13 protein-coding genes and 1 riboswitch are annotated in these 17,400 nt (G+C 52.6%); of the genes, 4 read left to right on the top strand and 9 right to left on the bottom strand.

All coding sequences use genetic code 11. The annotated features are described in order from the left end of the window. Positions 1-117 precede the first annotated feature (117 nt). The 3 genes from P40081_RS34855 to P40081_RS34845 form a co-directional block, all read right to left on the bottom strand. Positions 118-867 (bottom strand): esterase family protein, encoded by a 750-nt coding sequence (locus P40081_RS34855; protein ID WP_042140421.1) that lies wholly within the window; start codon positions 865-867, stop codon positions 118-120. Positions 868-880: 13 nt separating this feature from the next. Beyond that, positions 881-2,050: an ATP-grasp domain-containing protein gene (locus P40081_RS34850; protein WP_042140420.1), complete on the bottom strand. Its 1,170-nt coding sequence runs from the start codon at positions 2,048-2,050 to the stop codon at positions 881-883. Positions 2,051-2,139: 89 nt separating this feature from the next. After that, positions 2,140-2,577, bottom strand: coding sequence for a MarR family winged helix-turn-helix transcriptional regulator (locus P40081_RS34845; RefSeq protein ID WP_042140419.1), 438 nt, complete (start codon positions 2,575-2,577; stop codon positions 2,140-2,142). A 257-nt stretch (positions 2,578-2,834) separates the two neighbouring features. Between P40081_RS34845 and P40081_RS34840 the strand changes: the two genes are divergently transcribed. After that, complete coding sequence (locus P40081_RS34840) at positions 2,835-4,319, top strand: MDR family MFS transporter (protein WP_042140418.1); 1,485 nt, start codon at positions 2,835-2,837, stop codon at positions 4,317-4,319. A gap of 96 nt (positions 4,320-4,415) precedes the next feature. Here the strand turns inward: P40081_RS34840 and P40081_RS34835 are convergent, their stop codons facing one another. Then, on the bottom strand, positions 4,416-5,849 hold the full coding sequence (locus P40081_RS34835; protein WP_438825791.1) for an FAD-dependent oxidoreductase: 1,434 nt from the start codon (positions 5,847-5,849) through the stop codon (positions 4,416-4,418). A gap of 185 nt (positions 5,850-6,034) precedes the next feature. On the opposite strand from P40081_RS34835, the gene greA reads away from it, so the two are divergent. Together greA and P40081_RS34825 are read left to right on the top strand one after the other, a co-directional pair. Next, positions 6,035-6,517 carry a transcription elongation factor GreA gene (gene greA / locus P40081_RS34830; protein WP_042140416.1) on the top strand — a complete coding sequence of 161 codons (483 nt, stop codon included), beginning with the start codon at positions 6,035-6,037 and terminating at the stop codon, positions 6,515-6,517. Between the two features lie 568 nt (positions 6,518-7,085). Next, positions 7,086-8,012, top strand: a complete 927-nt coding sequence (locus P40081_RS34825; protein ID WP_042140415.1) for an AEC family transporter — start codon at positions 7,086-7,088, stop codon at positions 8,010-8,012. Positions 8,013-8,327: 315 nt separating this feature from the next. Here the strand turns inward: P40081_RS34825 and P40081_RS34820 are convergent, their stop codons facing one another. Further along, positions 8,328-9,170: an aldo/keto reductase gene (locus P40081_RS34820; RefSeq protein ID WP_042140414.1), complete on the bottom strand. Its 843-nt coding sequence runs from the start codon at positions 9,168-9,170 to the stop codon at positions 8,328-8,330. Between the two features lie 357 nt (positions 9,171-9,527). Further along, entirely contained in the window at positions 9,528-10,733 is a 1,206-nt protein-coding gene (locus tag P40081_RS34815; protein ID WP_042140413.1) for an MFS transporter, read from the bottom strand. A gap of 170 nt (positions 10,734-10,903) precedes the next feature. Here P40081_RS34815 and P40081_RS34810 point away from each other — a divergent pair, with 170 nt between their 5' ends. Next, complete coding sequence (locus tag P40081_RS34810; RefSeq protein WP_042140412.1) at positions 10,904-11,296, top strand: winged helix-turn-helix transcriptional regulator; 393 nt, start codon at positions 10,904-10,906, stop codon at positions 11,294-11,296. 111 nt (positions 11,297-11,407) lie between these two features. On the opposite strand, the gene P40081_RS34805 is transcribed toward P40081_RS34810, so the two are convergent. The 3 genes from P40081_RS34805 to P40081_RS34795 all read right to left on the bottom strand — a co-directional run bounded on the left by P40081_RS34805 (position 11,408) and on the right by P40081_RS34795 (position 16,965). Beyond that, positions 11,408-12,583, bottom strand: coding sequence for an ATP-binding response regulator (locus tag P40081_RS34805; protein ID WP_042140411.1), 1,176 nt, complete (start codon positions 12,581-12,583; stop codon positions 11,408-11,410). 8 nt (positions 12,584-12,591) lie between these two features. Further along, complete coding sequence (locus tag P40081_RS34800; RefSeq protein ID WP_231575252.1) at positions 12,592-16,218, bottom strand: response regulator; 3,627 nt, start codon at positions 16,216-16,218, stop codon at positions 12,592-12,594. A gap of 171 nt (positions 16,219-16,389) precedes the next feature. Next, a complete protein-coding gene (locus tag P40081_RS34795; RefSeq protein ID WP_063779814.1) occupies positions 16,390-16,965 on the bottom strand; it encodes a hypothetical protein in 576 nt (191 codons plus the stop codon). A 233-nt stretch (positions 16,966-17,198) separates the two neighbouring features. Then, positions 17,199-17,302: riboswitch (purine riboswitch) on the top strand. Positions 17,303-17,400 lie beyond the last annotated feature (98 nt).

The following is a 17,400-nucleotide window of genomic DNA, read 5'->3' as shown; positions in this document are numbered from 1 at the left end:
ACCTGGCGGTTTCCTTTTTTATTGCCGTGAACCGGGTGAACGCATGCCAAAAACGGGGCTGCCGCAGTCATCTGCAATGATGGCTGGACAGTCCCGTTCTTTTTATCTATAAACGTGCTATAGGCAGCCTTCCACATAATAATGAATCTGCTTGTTCCACCACGGCCAGTCATGACCGGCATCATGCCCCCAGTAGTCGATCCGTGCGGGAATGCCTTTGCGTCCGAGCACATCCTGAAGCAGCCGGGTCTCATGCAGCATTTCATCCTCATACGCGCCTTGTCCGACGCAGACGATGATGTTGCTGCTGCGGTACTGGTTCAGATAATAATCATCCGTCAGTCCCGGCAGATAATGCAGCGGTGAATTCAGGTAGATCTGCTCGCTCATATAGTCGCCGAAGAAATAATAGGTGGAATAGACGCCGCTCAGGGCGATTAAGGTATCGAAATATTGCGGATAACGGAAAAAGAAGCTGGCACTGTAATAAGCGCCCATAGAGCAGCCTGAGATCAGAATGCGCTGATCGGTCCCGCCGTTGTTCTGCTTGCTCTGGTGGAGGATGCCGGGAATCAGCTCATGCGCGATATATTTATCATACTGCTCATGGCGGTGCACCCGGTCCTCGTTATTCCAGTGAGTGGAGAAGAAGGTCTCTTCATCAATACTGTCGCAGGCCCATATCTGCAGCTTGCCCGCTTCAATGAAGGAGGAGAGCGTGTCAATCATGCCCGAATCCTCATATTGATAAAAGCGTCCAAGCGACGTGGGGAAGACGAGCATCGGTTTGCCGGCGTGGCCGTATATTTTATATTCCATGTCTCTGCCCAGGTTGTGGCTGTACTCCTTATGGTAGCTTATCCTCATCCGTTAACACATCCTATCCCTCTTCTTGGTGAATATAACCTCTGATGTCCCTGACCTCCGAAAGCTCGGGAGAACGGAACTGATAAGCGCTGTTACCCATCGCTCTGCTGAATACCTCTTCGATCTCGGCATAATTCACAATCTGCCCGCCGAATGTGCGGTAGATGTCCTCGTGGCTGTGAGCGTAATGCTTATGATTCTTGCGGCTGGCATAGCCGGTGTAATATTTGCCTTCGTAAGGACCGCCGACCTCATTGTGTACGATCATGCTGGCCCATTCTTTATAGACATCCACATCGTATGCGAAGTTAATGGCATCGGTCATCCAGGCGCCCGGGGGACGCATATTCACTTCCAGGGCAATGATCCGGCCATCCTTGTGTGATTTGAACAGCTCGATATGGAAGAACCGTTCCCGGATGTCAAAAGCCTTCAGAATATTCTTCCCGGCCTCTTCTACCTCGGGGCTGATATCTCTCAGACAGAAATAGTAGAGGTGGTTATCCGTGTTGACGACCTCCATGACACTATTCTCGAACAGGTGGCTGACCGCGAACCGCACATTACCGTCAATATCCACCAGCCCGTCATAGGTGAGGATAACGCCATCGATGAATTCCTCAATAATAAAGGCTACATCCTCCGGCTTGGTGTCAAAAAAGTGCTGCAGCTCCTCTTCGTTATTAATCTTGTACGTATTGCTGGCACCGGAGCCGAGATCGGGCTTAACCACCAGCGGGAAGCCGGCGCTTTGGATGAAGCTCTCCACGCTTTCACGCGTAGTCCCGGTGGAGAACTGAACGGTGCTTACACCGCTTTTATGGAAGAATTCTTTCATCTTGGATTTCTGCTTCAGGTTGGAGACGAAATCGGACTTGGTGCCGTAAATGTTGAAATCCGTGCGGATAGCGGCATCCTGCTCCAGCCAGTATTCGTTCAGCGACTCGAAGCGGTCAATCTTACCGTATTTATAGGTGAAAAAAGCAACGGCCCGCAGGATCTCCTCGTAGCTCTCCAGATTGCTTACTTTATAATACTCCGTCAGTGCCGACTTCAGCTTGTCCTCCAGCTGGTCATATTCGGCATCGCCAATCCCGAGCACCGTCGCCCCCTGCTGCTGCAGCTGGGTACAGAAATCAGCGCTGTTCTTAGGGAAATGCGGGGAAAAGAAGATAAAATTCATGCAGAACCAGCCCCTTTGGCTAAAATATAATTCCGAGTTAAATTGTATGATTAATTCAATCTACCAGTTTCGTCATTATTCGTCAATCCTTAGTCTGGCTTTTGCTGCAGTTTCCGGTTGAGCCTGGCCAGCAGTCCGCTGAAGGTCTGGCAGTCCCCGGGAGACCAGTCTTCAAAAATCTGCTCATAGCGCTGCAGCCGGATGTCCCGGGCCTCGGCAAACGTATGCGTACCCAGCGCGGTAATCTGAAAATAGCTTGATCTTCCATCCTGCGGATCAGGCACCTTTACCACATAGTCCTTCGCCTCAAGGACGCTCGTCTGCCTGCTGATGGTAGAGGTATCGAGGCCGAATTCTTCGGCGAGCGCTTTAACGCCTACCTTATCGTGGTTCGACAGATGGTGGAGCAGGGTGTAGGAGGAGCGGTCCAGGCCGCCATGTTTTTTATCGAGCGAACCGAGGCGGATTAGCGTAATCAGCTCATGGTTCAGGGTTTCGAGGTTTTTATCAGTCTGTTCATCAGCCATAGTTAGTATCCGTCCTTTATGATTGAGTAATTCTTAAGGTCCAGCCTTATATGTCTCCATATTATAAGTGATAATGCAGCCCTAAGCGAAAGCTGCGGTTATTTATGAAAGCATAATGAAACTCTAATGAAATAAGTCATATTGACTTCCAGGATGATAGTTGTATAATACACGTATATTGAAATGATTGTATCATACACCTATATTAGTGTGAAGCTAATGTTTATAGTGGTGGCAGTGCAGAGGAGAGAGCATACTTGGGTAATCAGACGGCAAAAAATTCATCATTCTGGCTTATTATTCTGGCCATCTTTTTCGGTAATTTCATGGCCATTCTCAGTACAACAACGATTAACGTTGCGTTCCCGGTGTTTCTGAAAGACTTCCATGCAGAGATCAGCACGGTGCAATGGATGATTACGGGTTATCTGCTGGCTACCGGCGTAATTGCTCCGGTCGTAGGATATTTCGGCGACAAGTGGAGCTATAAATATCTCTATGTGTTTGCCCTGTCGGGCTTCACCTTGTTCTCCGGGCTGTGTACCGTGGCCTGGAGTATTCATTCCCTGATTATTTTCCGGATTGTGCAGGGAATATTCGGCGGGCTGATTATCCCGACGACGATGACGATGATTTATCAATTTATCGAGAAAGAGAAGCAGGCTTTCGCCATGAGCCTCTGGAGCCTGTCCTCCATGCTGGCTCCTGCCTTCGGGCCAACGCTCGGCGGCTGGCTTACCGGCTACTTCGGCTGGAAATCGCTGTTCATGATCAATCTGCCGATCGGCATCATCGCGATTGTGGTAGCGCTGAAATGCCTGCCGTACCAGCGTCAAACCGCCAGCAGCAGAAGCTTCGATCTGCCGGGATTCGTAACCGTGATTCTGAGCAGCGCCTTTATTATTCTCGCCTTCAATAAGGGGAATGCCTGGGGCTGGACCTCATGGAAGACCTTATCCCTGCTGCTGATTGGTGCAGCGGCCTTAACCTACTTCATCCGCCGGGAGCTGTCTCTGCAGGAGCCGCTGCTGAACCTTAAGGTATTCAAGCAGAGCCGGTTCACCTACAGTCTGATCATCAACTGTATTATTACCGTTGCGTTATACTCGGGGACCTTCCTAATTCCGGTCTTCCTGCAGGATATCCAGCAGTCCACTCCGCTGAAGACGGCGCTGGTGCTGCTGCCGGGCTCAATCGTGATGGCGGTCATGTCGCCGGTCGTCGGCAAGCTGTATTCCCGGATCGGCCCGTTCTGGCTCATTCTCAGCGGTATTCTGCTGCTGAGCGCTTCAACCTGGGAGCTTAGCCATATTACGCTGGCCGTTACACATACCCGTGTGGCGATGCTGATGGCCCTGCGCAATGTTGGCATTGCCCTGGCCTTCATGCCGGTGACGAATGCCGGGATGTCAGCCGTACCCAAGCAGATCACAGGGCATGCTTCTTCTGTGACGAACTGGGTCCGCCAGGCTACAGGCGCGTTGTCCATTGCGGTGTTCAGCTCCTTGCTCGCCTCCAGATCACTCGCCCATCAGCAGGAACTCAGCGGCGGAGCTTCTGCGGCAGGTGCGCTGATCAAGGCGCAGGGAATGACCCTGGGCGTACAGGATATTTTCCTGATCGCTACGGTGGTTGGACTGCTGGCGATTCCGCTGACCTTTCTGCTGAGAAGCGGAAACGGCAAGGCAGCGGCAGCTCCTGTGTTGCAGGCCGGGGCCGGGAAGCAGAGGGCGAACAGGTAAAAGGGCTGCCGCTGGATATACAAACAACCGTCACTCCAGATTCTCGCGGATCAGAATGGCGGTTTGCTGTGTATACATAATATAGATAGAAAATTTCTACTGTAGGACAATCTGATAATCTTGTTTCAGATAGGCTCGAATCCGCTTGAAATCCGCCTCCGTAAGGTTAGCCAGCGGCTTGTTGCGTTCCCGCCCAAGAATGATGCCGATGGTCTGTGCTGCCAGTGCGGTGGTCGGCATGATTCGTGCACTGCCGTAGGCCTTGATGCTGGCACCGACATTTTTTCCGGTCACCAGCACATTGTCATAAGACTTCAACTCGAAGGAGCGCAGCGGCAGTCCATAACGGTCCGGCTTGCCGTAGCCAATACCGGTCGGAATCGCCCGGGTCCCCTGCAAATCTATGGAGTAGCCGCCGATACTTACATTATCCCAGAACATCCGGCTATTCATCAGATCCGGGTAATCCAGGACATATTTAGTCTCATACCGGTTATAGTCACGAATATAGAGGTACTCCGGAAAGCCATTCAGCTCTGCTTTGGCGAAGCCGGGAATATTCTTGCGCAAGAAGCTTAGAATGAAAGGTGCTTCAGCTTGCCCCCTCTGAACTGCGGACGCTACGGATTTGGGGTCTGAGGGGTTTACATCGTAAATGAGCAGCCCGTTGATGATTACCTGGCCGTTTTTTTGGTAGGTGGCATTCAATCCTCGTAGCCTCAGCTGCTTGTCCTTAGTGATGTAGGTATTGGTAATATTGCTGAACCCGGTAGCGAAATGCCAGTCCACATAGGTATTGGGGCCATATTTCTTGCGCACATTCGTAAGCGGATAATCCTCCAGAATACGCTGGTGCAGCAGATTCCAATCTACATTTTTGAAATTGAGCATATAGGTAGCGGCCATATAATCCGGTTTCTTACCGTTATATATAGTTTCCATTCCCGGAATCCGGGCTTCCTTCAGCTGACTGCTTAGGGCGTTGTAATCCGTATTCTCCACCCAGTAACGGGATTGAATTGTAACTTTGTTGCCGTCTTTGCCGTGGTACGTAAGCGAGCTAAGAGTTTTGCCGCTGCCTGCTGTCTTAATGTCTACATGATCCAGAACGACCCCGCTTTTCAGCGGAATTCCTTGAATGATCTTGTCAAAATACGTCTGGAAATCCGCTGCCTTGCGGATGGTTCCGGCTTTGTATCCGTTGAACAGGTTCTTGATTTCGCCTTGAACAAGACTTCGCTGCTTATTGTCGTTCACGTCATCGAGGAAGAACATTTGTCCTTGGATCAATTCACCGCCCGGTTTGCTGCGGGGATCAAGCATCAGCACCTTCAGGCCCGCCTTAACGGCTTCCTTGGCGAGCAGTACACCTTGAATTTCACTTCCGATAACAACGATATCATAGCTTGGAGCCGCTGGTGAAGAGGACGATGGCTTTGCTGCAGCTGTAATGGACAGGCTCGAACCCGAGAGCAGAATCAGTGCGGCGGCCAAGCAGATTGTAAAGCGGTATACTTTAGAGGATTGCATAAACATCAATTCTAAGTGCTCCTGACTGTGGTTGGATTTGGAATCTGTCCCTATTGTAAATGATAATGGGTTATTTTTGCTGTGCTGGAATTGTGGCGATTTGCCGCTGTAGCGCTTTCTCTTCGCATGTTGGGCGAATATGAGTTAGAATACAATAAAGCGAGCAAATAATAGGAGTTGTATACATGTCCAACAATGACGAAGTGTTTTTGACGAAAGAAGGCTTGGCCAAACTCGAGGATGAGCTGAGAGAACTTAAGGGAGCAGGGCGCAAGGAGCTTGCAGCCCGGCTTAAGCTGGCGATCAGCTACGGCGATTTGAAGGAGAACAGCGAATACCACTCCGCGAAGGAGGATCAATCCTTCATGGAGACACGGATCATGATTCTGGAGAAGATGCTGATCAAGGCGCAGATTGTGGATTCAAGCAATATGGATCTGAGCACAGTCAGCGTAGGCTGCATCGTCATTCTGAATGATGTGGAATACTCCGAAAAGATTGAATATAGAGTGGTTGGTCCCGCAGAGGCTGATGTGCTGGACAACAAGATTTCTTACGAAAGTCCGCTCGGCAAAGAGCTGATCGGCAAAAAAGTGGGCGACATTATCAGCGTTAATGCCCCAATGGGCGTCATCAAATATGAGCTGCTTGAGATTAAAATGCTATAAATCTTAAATCCTGTAATTCTTAAATCCTGTACCCTGCTTTGATAAGGGTACAGGATTTTTTGTCTAAAGATAAGAATTTATACGCTGCGCCTGATAACCGGTGGTGGAGGTAGAGCCAGTGGATCGAAATATATGGAATTTCTCCACTTGCTTATGAGCGGAAGATTACCTGCCGGACAATAGTTGTAAAATCAGCACTTAATAGGCTGCATATAAATCAGAAAAGAGAAAAGGCAGGAAATTAAATGACGTTAATCCACTTAATTGCGGCAAAGGATCATAAAAAGCCGAATTAAGATACGTTTTTCCAACTATTATCTCAGAGTGGGATGCCTATGCCGTCAATTCCAGGTGAATGTCATGCACCTTGGCAGAGCAGGGTAGTGAGGTCTAATCTATCCCTTGGTAAGGTGCCGACTCTGCCCTTCGGGCGGCATTTGTTGCAAAGACTGCAAGCGGCGGGCTGCCATAGGCAGTTTCTATTAAGGATATTGATTCCCGGTCTTAGACGCTCTTTGCCCCAAAGGTTATAGTAGGGAGTAACTAAGGAACAGAGGGGTCCTGGCTTGTGATTCAGACTGTACTATCGACACTTGTAGAGGTTATTGTGCCGCTGTCCATTCCGGTGGCCGCCGGGGCGCTGCTCGGACGTTATAAGAATCTTGACACGAAGCCCCTGCTGACGCTGTACCTGTATTTTCTCAGTCCGGCAATTATCCTGGATACGCTTGCTACGGCTGAAATCTCCTTCGATGATGTCTATAAGACGCTCGCATTCTCGCTGCTGAATCTGTTTCTCTTATGGGGGCTGGCTACCCTGATCGGTAAAATCCTGAAGCTGGCTCCGCCGGAAGCCGCCGGCCTGACGCTCATCTCCACCTTCACGAACAGCGTCAATTACGGTCTGCCGCTAGTGCTGCTGGCCTTCGGCCAGCTGGGCCTGGACAAGGCATCGGTCTATGTCATCGCCCAGATGGTGATTGTGAATACGATCGGCGTGTATTTTGCCGCCAGATCACAGTTCTCGGTGCGCAGCGCCGTGAAGTCAGTCTTCTCACTGCCGGCCATCTATGCGGCCATTCTGGCCCTGCTGCTGCGGGCGCTCGGCCTGCATATGCCGCATGAGCTGGCTTCGGGCGTATCGATGGCTGCAGGAGCCTACTCGCCGGTAGTGCTGGCGATCCTCGGCTCGCAGATGGTGAAGGTCCGGGCTGCGCATACGGAGCGCAACGTGCAGCTTGCATTCTGGACGGGGCTGACCGTCCGGCTGCTTCTGGCTCCGCTGCTGGCCGCACTGGTGCTGCTCGCGCTGAACATTACGGGCACCTTATTCTCGGTGCTGCTGATTCTGGCCTCGATGCCGGTAGCCGTCAATTCCGTGGTGCTGGCCGAACGCTTCGGCAGCTCGCCATCACTGGTCTCGCGCTGTATTGTCTGGACTACGCTGGCATCCTTCCTGGCTCTACCTGTGCTTATTGCTATGGTGGGCGGTTAGGGTTGCAGAGACGGCAACGAAGGGGAAAACGGGGCAAGGAGTGAGAGTAAGGAGTAAGAGTAAAGATTGAGAGTAAAGAGTGACAGTAAGGAGTAGGAGTAAGAGTAGGAGTAAGAGTAGGAGTAAGAGTGGGAGTAAGAGTAAAGAGTAAGAGTAAAGAGTAAAGAGTAAGAGTAAAGAGTAAAGAGTAAGGAGTAAGGAGTAAGAGTAAAGTACAAAGAGCAAAAGAAGCTCCCGTCTTCAGAGTGTGAAGGCTGGAGCTTCTTCTATTGACAGATATATCGCAAGCTGGACACCAGGCGGAACGCCAACCGCTTAGAAATCGAAATTGTCCGGATCGGGACCGGTCCGCTGATCACGATTGAGGCTGTCAATGCGGTCCATTTCGGCGTCACTCAACTCGAAATCGAATAGGGAGGCATTCTCGATGATCCGCTGCTCTCTGGTTGATTTCGGAATGGTGACGATCCCATGCTGCAGATCCCAGCGCAGGATGATCTGGGCAACGGACTTGCCGTGGCTGGCGGCGATTTCCGTTAGCACCGGCTGATCCAGCAACTGGCCCTGCATCAGCGGAGCCCATGCTTCGATCTGGATGCCATGCGTCTTAGCGAAGCTCCGCAGCGGCTGCTGGGACAGATAAGGATGCAGCTCAACCTGATTGACCATCGGCTTGATCTCCGCATCCTGCAGGATATCCTCCAGATGATGAATCTGGAAATTGCTGACGCCGATGGCTTTGACGCGGCCTGCTTTATAGAGGGCTTCGAGCGCTCTCCAGGACTCCTTGTATTTGCCCTTCACCGGCCAGTGAATGAGATACAGATCCAAATATTCTAAACCCAGCTTCTCAAGACTGGCCTCGTAAGCAGCAAGGGTCTCTTCATAACCAAGGTCTGCATTCCAGACCTTGGAGGTTATGAACAGCTCTTCGCGGGCCAGCTTGTTTCCGGCCATAGCTTCCTTGACTGCTTGCCCGACCCCGCGCTCGTTGGCATAGACTGCGGCTGTATCAATACTGCGGTAGCCGTGGGCAATTGCGGACTTCACCGCCTGCACCAGCCCGTCGCCGTCCTCTACCTGAAAAACTCCGAGTCCGACCCACGGCATACTCACGCCGCCCTGAAGTATTGTTCTATCTTGTAAATGCTGTGCCATATCGAATGACCTCCTGAAGGAATAGTGTAGTTACGGGCAAAATGTTGTACGTAGTGCAGCTTTGATTCCTTGATATCCGGATTTACTAAAGGATTGTTGTATTAAATACAATAATTTCTTCGATAAGCCGCTTAGAAGACAAGAAATGCTGCATTTCATACAACAATCCTAAAATTTGCCCGGAATAAAGAGGGAAATGTTGTATTATGGGCAGGAATTTAAGAAGCAAGATGCTCTCCCCGTCACAGCCAGCGAGGTATTACGAGAAAGGGATTGCGGCAGCTATAGCCTATAATCAGACCATGCATACCGCTTGACTGCGCACACTGCCTTTTGCGGCATACACAGCACTTAGGCTTAAGCAGCTTCCGCCCGCTGCATACGTTCGTCTCTGTTCTCCAGCGCCCGGCTCCAAGCCGTGAGCAGAACGGCCCCGAACACCATGACAGCGCCTAACCAGGCGGTGTGAATCAGTCCCATATGATCGGTGACCAGGCCGCCGAGGTAGGCTCCGATGGCAATGCCTGCGTTGAACGCGGCAATGTTGACAGCAGAGGCGACATCTCTGGCGCCGGGCGCGAACCGGTCAGCCAGCATTACTACATAGACCTGCAGCCCGGGGACGTTCATAAAGGCGAGCAGCCCCATGAAGAAGATGGTGATCAGGGCGGCGGTTTTGAACGGAGCCGTGAAGGTGAGGATCAGCAGCACGGCGGCCTGCAGGGCGAACATATAGAATAAGGCGTTCATCGGCTTGCGGTTCGCTGCTCTGCCGCCGATCACATTGCCGATGGCAATGGCGATGCCATAGACGAGCAGGATCACAGCGACCGTCTTCTCCTGGAAGCCGCTGATCTCATGCAGCAGCGGGGAGAGATAAGTGAAGACGACGAACGTTCCGCCGTAGCCCAGGGCTGTAATGGCAAAAGCCAGCAGCAGCCGGCCGTTCGTCACCAGCTTGACCTGCTCGCGCAGCGGCGTGCGGGTCCCCTTGCGGAGTCCGGCGGGCACTAGAATCAGATTGGCGATCAGCGCTAGAATGCCGATCACCACAATGGCGGTGAAGGCAGCCCGCCAGCCCAGCTGCTGTCCGAGGAAGGTGCCGAGCGGCACGCCAGTGACCGTGGCTACGGTAAGGCCGGTGAACATAATGGAGATGGCGCTGGCCCTGCGGTTCTCAGGCACCAGGTCGGCGGCGATGGTGGAGGCGATCGACATGAACAGGCCATGCGAGAGGGCGGATATTACCCGGGCGGCCAGCAGGGTGCCGATTCCGCCAGCAGCGGCTGCAAGACTGTTACCGGCGATGAATACGAGCATCAGCAGGAGCAGCAGTGTTTTGCGGGAGACTCTTGTGGTCAGCGAGGTTAGCACAGGCGCACCGAAGGTTACGCCGAGCGCATACAGAGTTACGGTTAATCCGGCGGTGGTCACGGATATATTCAGGTCATCAGCTATGAGCGGCAGCAGCCCGACACTGATAAACTCGGTTGTTCCTATCGCAAAGGCGCTGATCGCCAGAGCCAGCAGCGCGAGGGTACTTCTTTTTGTGTCCAGAGACATGTTCTTCACTCCTACTATGGTAATCACCGGCCGGTAAGTGCTATTATGGAGTACAGATACGCAAATGGATAGTACGTACTTTAAAGTACTATAGGTACCAAAAAGTACCCATAACTACCCGCTGGGAGACACATACAGGGATGTAAAGTGAGCATACAGGAGGCATTATAATGGCTAAAAAATATAATATTTCAGTCGAGGCTACGCTTGAGGTCATCGGGGGGAAGTGGAAATGCGTTATTCTCTGCCATCTGACGCATGGCAAGCTGCGGACGAGTGATCTGAAGCGCCATATGCCGAATATTACGCAGAAAATGCTGACCCAGCAGCTCCGCGAGCTGGAGCAGGACGGCATTGTCAACCGGATCAGCTATAATCAGGTTCCGCCCAAAGTGGAATATGAGCTGAGTGAATACGGACAGACACTCGGCTCCATTCTGGACTCCCTGTGCGCATGGGGAGAGCAGCATATTATTAAAGAGTATGGCGATAAATTCGCCGTGCTTGAGGACAATGTGCTGAATAACAAGAAGGTGGAGCTGCTGCCCGGCGGCGTGGAATAAGGCGCAGCAGACCTATGACCGTACACAAAGAACCGCAAGCCCCGAAGGCTTGCGGTTCTTTGATATGCCTGGTGTCCGGCCAGCTGCCGAGATAAACAGCTGGACAAGGCGCTAATCCGGTTGTCCTTCACTGACCTGAATCGTGAAGATAAAGACGGCCCCTTGCTCAACATCCGGCTTAGCGTAGATTGTTCCGCCCATCAGATCGACCAGCATTTTGCAGATGGACAGCCCGAGTCCGGTACCCCCGAACTTACGGTTGATCGTAGCGCCGATCTGGGTGAACGGCTGGAACAGGTATTTCATTTTGTCCGCAGGAATGCCGATGCCGGTATCTTCAATAATGAACTCAAGCTCCATTACCCTATCCATCGCTTGCCGGAGATGAACCCCTACCTTAACGCCGCCCGAGTAGGTGAATTTGATTGCATTGCCGATCAGGTTGTTCAGTACCTGGCGCAGACGGTTGGGATCGCCTATGAGCAGTGCGGGAATGGCTGGATCAATGAAGGTCTCCAGGACCAGATTGCGTTCCTTGGCGAGTGCCCGGAAGAGATCAACGGTTTCCTTGATGCAGGAGTGGAGGTTGAACAGCTCATAGTCCAGCTCCATTTTGCCGGATTCGATCTTGGTGAAGTCCAGGATATGATTAATGACAGACACCAGCGCGTGGCCGCTTGTATGAATGATTTCGGCCATTTCCAGATCATCCGCCGCCAGCTCAGAGGTCCGCAGCACATCCGACATGGCAATAATTCCGTTCAGCGGTGTGCGGATTTCATGGCTCATCATGGCGAGGAAGCCGCTTTTGATCCTTAGAGCGACTTCGGCAGTGTCCTTCAGCTCGGTCAGAACACTATTCGCCGCCTCCAGCTCCTGGGATTTAAGCTGCAGCTCTTTGCGGGTCCGATAGAGGCGGACGAAGCCGTCAATTTTGCTCTTAAGCACGATCGGATGGAAAGGCTTGGTCAGGAAATCTATAGCTCCGGCTGAATAGGCCATCATATAGTTCTCCAGCTCTGAAGTCAGCGCGGTGAGGAATATAATCGGGATGTCACGTGACTTTTGACGCGCTTTGATCCGCTTCGCCGTTTCGAATCCATCCATGTCCGGCATGAGCACATCCATAATAATCAGGGCGAACTCCTGCTCCAGCAGACATTTCAGGGCCTCCATGCCGGAGGTTGCACCAATCAGCTGATAAGGTGTGTCGGCCAGCAAAGCCTGCATAGACAGGAGCTCATCCGGCCGGTCATCGACAAGTAAAATATTAATAGGGTACTCCATAATTCCTCCTACTGAATCAACCATAATTTCAGCACACTCACCAGCTGTGTCGTATTGATCGGTTTGGATATATAATCGTTCGCTCCGGCCTGCAGGCATTTGACCCGGTCTTCCTCCAGGGCGCGGGCGGTCAGCGCGATAATTACCAGCTGGTCATACTCCGGTCTGAGCCGGATATGCTTCATGGTCTCGTAACCATCCATCTCAGGCATCATAATATCCATGAATACGAGCTCAACGCCCGGGTGTGTCTCCAGATGCTCCAGGGCTTCTTTACCGTTCTGGGCAAAGCTGATCTCCATATTATAACCTTCGAGCACACTGGATAACGCAAAAATATTACGCATATCATCATCCACAAGCAGAATGCTTTTTCCGGCAAAGGCCGACTCCGGATTGTGCAGATTCTCGATCAGCTGCTGCTTATCCAGCGGCAGGTCAGCATGCTTGCGGTGGAGGTATAAGGCTGTATCATCGTAGAGCCGTTCCATAGACCGTACATTCTTGATAACAATGCTCTCGGCGTAGTGCTTGAGGCGCTGCTCATCGGTCTTGCTGAGATCCTTGCCTGTATAGATAATGACCGGCAGGGTTTGCAGCTTACGGTTGGTTTTGACCTGCTCCAGCAGATCGAAGCCGGAAATATCCGACAGGCCTAAGTCCAGCACCATGCAGTCAAAATGATGACTGGCCAGATGCTCCATAGCTTCCCTGCCTGTGCCGACCGCAATAATGTTCACATCGGGATGCGCGATGAATTCGACAAGGCTGCTGCGCAGAATCTTGTTGTCTTCAACAATCAGCAGGCTCTTCACCGGACGGCGGATATACGTCTCAATCTGCAGGAAGGCTGCCTCCAGTTCGGCATAATCACTTGGCTTCTTCCAGAAGGACAAGGCGCCCATCGCCAGGCTCTGCTGATTCTCCTCGGCTGTCGAGATGACATGCACCGGAATATGGCGCAGCTCCGGCCGGCTCTTCAGCCGGCTGATAATCGACCAGCCGTCCAGAACGGGAAGATGCAGATCCAGCAGGATGGCATCGGGCTTGTAGGCATGTGCCAGCGCCAGACCCTGATCGCCCTGGAAGGCAACGATCGCCTTGAAGCCCCGGCTGCGCGCCAGTTCAAGCAGCATAGTGGCGAATTCCGCATCCTCCTCTATGATCAGCAGGAGAGTGTCGCCGGGGAGCAGATTGCCGCGGTCATCCTCCATCTCGGCATATTGCAGCAGCTTCGGATTGGTGATGGAAATATCGGGAACGAACGATTCCCGGAAAGCCGGATTCTCCCGGCTGCCGGTCTCGGAACCCGGCATATCCGCAGTGGCTGCGGCTGCAAAGGTAGCGGCAGCCAGCGCCTGTGCGTCCTCTCCCGGCTCAACTGCAGGAATGATCAGCGAGAAGGTACTGCCTTTGCCTTCAACGGAATCCACTTCAATTCTTCCCCCCAGCAGGGTAGCCAGCTCGCGGCAGATCGTAAGTCCAAGACCGGTGCCGCCGTATTTGCGGCTGGTGGTGCCGTCCGCCTGCTGGAACGCTTCGAAGATGCTCCCCAGCTTGGAGGCGGCAATGCCGATGCCGGTATCGCTGACAGCGAAGACTACTTCTTCGCCGCTGGTGCGGATGGACAGGGAAACGGAGCCTTGCTCCGGGGTGAACTTAATAGCATTGGACAACAGATTATTCATAATCTGCTGCAGTCTGTGGCCGTCGGTCATCAGATGGTCAGGCAGCCTGTTGTCTGAATGGACATCGAACCGGAGATTCTTTTTCTTGGCCTGCTGTTCAAAATGGCGGAAAATATGGTTGCTGAGGTCCTGTAAAGAGACCGGTTCAAGAACAGGAGTCATTTTGCCGACCTCCAGCTTGGCCAGATCGAGAATCTCATCGATCAGCTGCAGCAGATCCTTGCCTGCTGAGAAGATGGTATGCACATATTCCAGCTGTTTCTTCTCAAGATTGCCTTCCTTGTTCTCGGCGAGGATCTGCGAGAGAATCAGCAGGCTGTTCAGCGGTGTGCGCAGTTCATGCGATACGTTGGCGAGGAATTCCGATTTATACTGGGCAGCCATGAAGATTTCCTGGGCCTGCGCCTGAATTTCTTCCTTCTGCTGCTCGGTAAGCCGGACTTGGAGCAGCAGCTGATCATTGGAGGCCGCTAGCTCTTCTTTCTGGGTCAGAAGCTCGTCGGCCTGAGCCTGGAGCTCGTCGGTCTGGGCCTGGAGCTCGTCGGTCTGGGCCTGGAGTTCTTCCGTTTGAGCTTGAAGCTCCTCAGTCTGTGCCTGGAGTTCTTCCTTCTGATCCAGAAGTTCATTCGTTTGGGCCTGAAGCTCTTCAGCCTGATCGGCAATCTCGGCTTTTTGGCGTTCTGTAAGCTGGAGCTGCTTCTGCATATCGCGGTTCGCGGCCGATAATTCATCGGCTTGTGCCTTGATCTCTGTCGATTGCCGGCTGGTAATCTCCATTTGCTGCTGGAGCTCCAGATTGGAGGCGTACAGTTCTTCCGTCTGCTGCCTCAGCTCATCGGCCTGGGCTTCAATCTCGGCTTTTTGTTCCTCTGTCAGCTCCATTTGCGCCTGAAGCTCTTCATTGGAGGACAGCAGGCTCTCGGCCTGCATCTTCAGCTCTTCTCCCTGATCCTGCAGCTGATCCGTCTGCAGCCGCAGCTCCTCGGTTTGGGCCATAAGCTCTTCGGTCTGTGCCTCCAGCTCTTGGGTCTGTGCCGTCAGTTCCTCGGTCTGCGCTTCCAGCTCGTCCTTCTGCAGCCGGGTTTCGCTCAGCAGCTCTTCAATTCTGGCCACGCCGGCCAAAGTATTGATCAGCACCCCCATGTTTTGACCCGCCCGCTCGATCAGCTGATGCTCCTTATAACCGAACGGGTGCAAAGCGGCCAGCTCCATTACGGCGACCACTTCCCGCTCATGCATGATCGGAACTACGATAAGCGAAGATGGGGAAGCTTCACCCAGCGCGGAATGGACTTTGATATAATGCTCCGGAAGATCCTCCAGCACGATGGTCTGCTGATCCACCGCGCATTGTCCGACCAGTCCGCTGCCCAGCTGAATGGGTTCGCGGCGGCCTGCCGATTCGTCAAAGGCATAGCCGGCTGCGAAGTTTAGCTGACCGCCCTGCTTCAAATATACGGCTCCATAGCTTCCGCCGACAGCGGCAGCCAGCCTGCCGATAAATACACGCGCTGCCGTCTGCAGATGCACCGATCCCTGAAGCTGCATTGCCATCTCTGACACTTGCGTATTAATCCAGGCCTGCTCCTCCGCTTTCATGCGCAGTTCGCGTTCTTCAGCGGACCTGTGGTGAAGATCGGCTGCCAGCTTGTAGTAAGAAGCTGCGAGCAGTCCGAATTCATCCTTGCGTACGGTTGCCGCGGCTGCAGGATTAATTGTCCCGTCGGCGATATCCCGGGAGATGTTCGTAATCCGGTCCAGCCCGTGGTCAATATTCCGGTGAATGCTGAAGATGAGGCCTATTCCAATCAGAATCCCGCCCCCGCTTAATCCATTAATGAAGATACGCGGAATGCCTTCCAAATAGAGTGAAGATATAATAATCATACTGCCCAGCAGCAGTATAGTAACCGATGTTGCTAACCAAACCTGTTGTTTAATCCTCATAGTTCGCCGCCTTTGTTCAGTTAATACTACTAAATATATATAAGTATACTTTTAATAGACGCCCGGCGATATAGAGGACACAGAGAAAACACCGGAAAACCTGGTTTTTACAAGGTTTCCGGTGTTATTTGCCAGTTTAAGCGTGATTGCATTTCCCGGCAGGCGGCGGCGTCAGCGCCGCCGCCTGCCGCCCTGACGCCGCCGGGCAGCAGCCCGGTTCGAAGCAAGGCCGCCTGCACCGCCGCCGACCGCCTGCTGCTGCTTGGATCCGGGACTCTCGATGGCGGCATTGGTTCCGCCCGAGCTGTAGGTTCCGCTGCCGCTGCCGACCTGTGTGGCCGAGGAGCTTCTGCTGCCCCCCGGAAGCTTCACGGTCTGGTTGTTCACGACGATGACAATCTCCTTCCCCCAGCCGTGCGGATGAATCAGGGGGGCGTGATGTCGTCTGCCACGCTGTCCCTTACAGCCTTTATTGCCCTTACTGCCCCTGCTGCCTATGTTCGCCGCCGTCCCCCCGGCTCCGACACTCTCCTGCTGGCGGGTATAGGGCGAAGCAATGGCAGCATTGCTGCCCGCTGCGCTGCTCCGGCCGGCGCCGCTGGCAATCTGTGTGGTATTGGCTGCGTTGGTATATTGGTTATTGATAACAAACACCAGCCGGCTGATGCCGGCCAGCGGGGTGCGGGTAACAATCCGCTGCTTCCCTTTTTGAATAATGACAGTTATCCGGTCTTTTTGCTTAGCCATTCGTATCATGCCTCCCTGCACAGGTTTTCCTTATCATTAATGCGCAGAGGAAGGAAGGGTGAGGAATACAGGCGCTGTCCCCCCATAAACAAACGGTTGCCTAGTGAGCAGGGAGAATCGATGATGAAATACGCGTGTATTTCATGAAACACTTTGAAATTCACAGCAAATATACTTAAAATTTTGCTTGTAAGGATCATACAGAGCGTGTAAGATATACGAAGGTTTTTAAAAACAGACTTATCATAATACCTCATATAATCTTGGGAATATGGCCCATAAGTTTCTACCGGATGACCACTGTAATTATCCGACTATGAGTGAAATAGCGCATCTAGGGTTCCGTTTCTTGTGCTGCGGCAGGGGAAGGACTGGTCCAAGCGATGCGGACACGCTTATGTGTTACACCACTAAGGGACAAAAACCCAGAAGGAC

Origin of the sequence: Paenibacillus sp. FSL P4-0081 (assembly GCF_000758565.1) — a bacterium.
Lineage (GTDB): Bacteria > Bacillota > Bacilli > Paenibacillales > Paenibacillaceae > Paenibacillus_AQ > Paenibacillus_AQ phytohabitans.
Note: the sequence above shows the minus strand (reverse complement) of the source record. Positions and strands in the feature narration are given on the sequence as shown.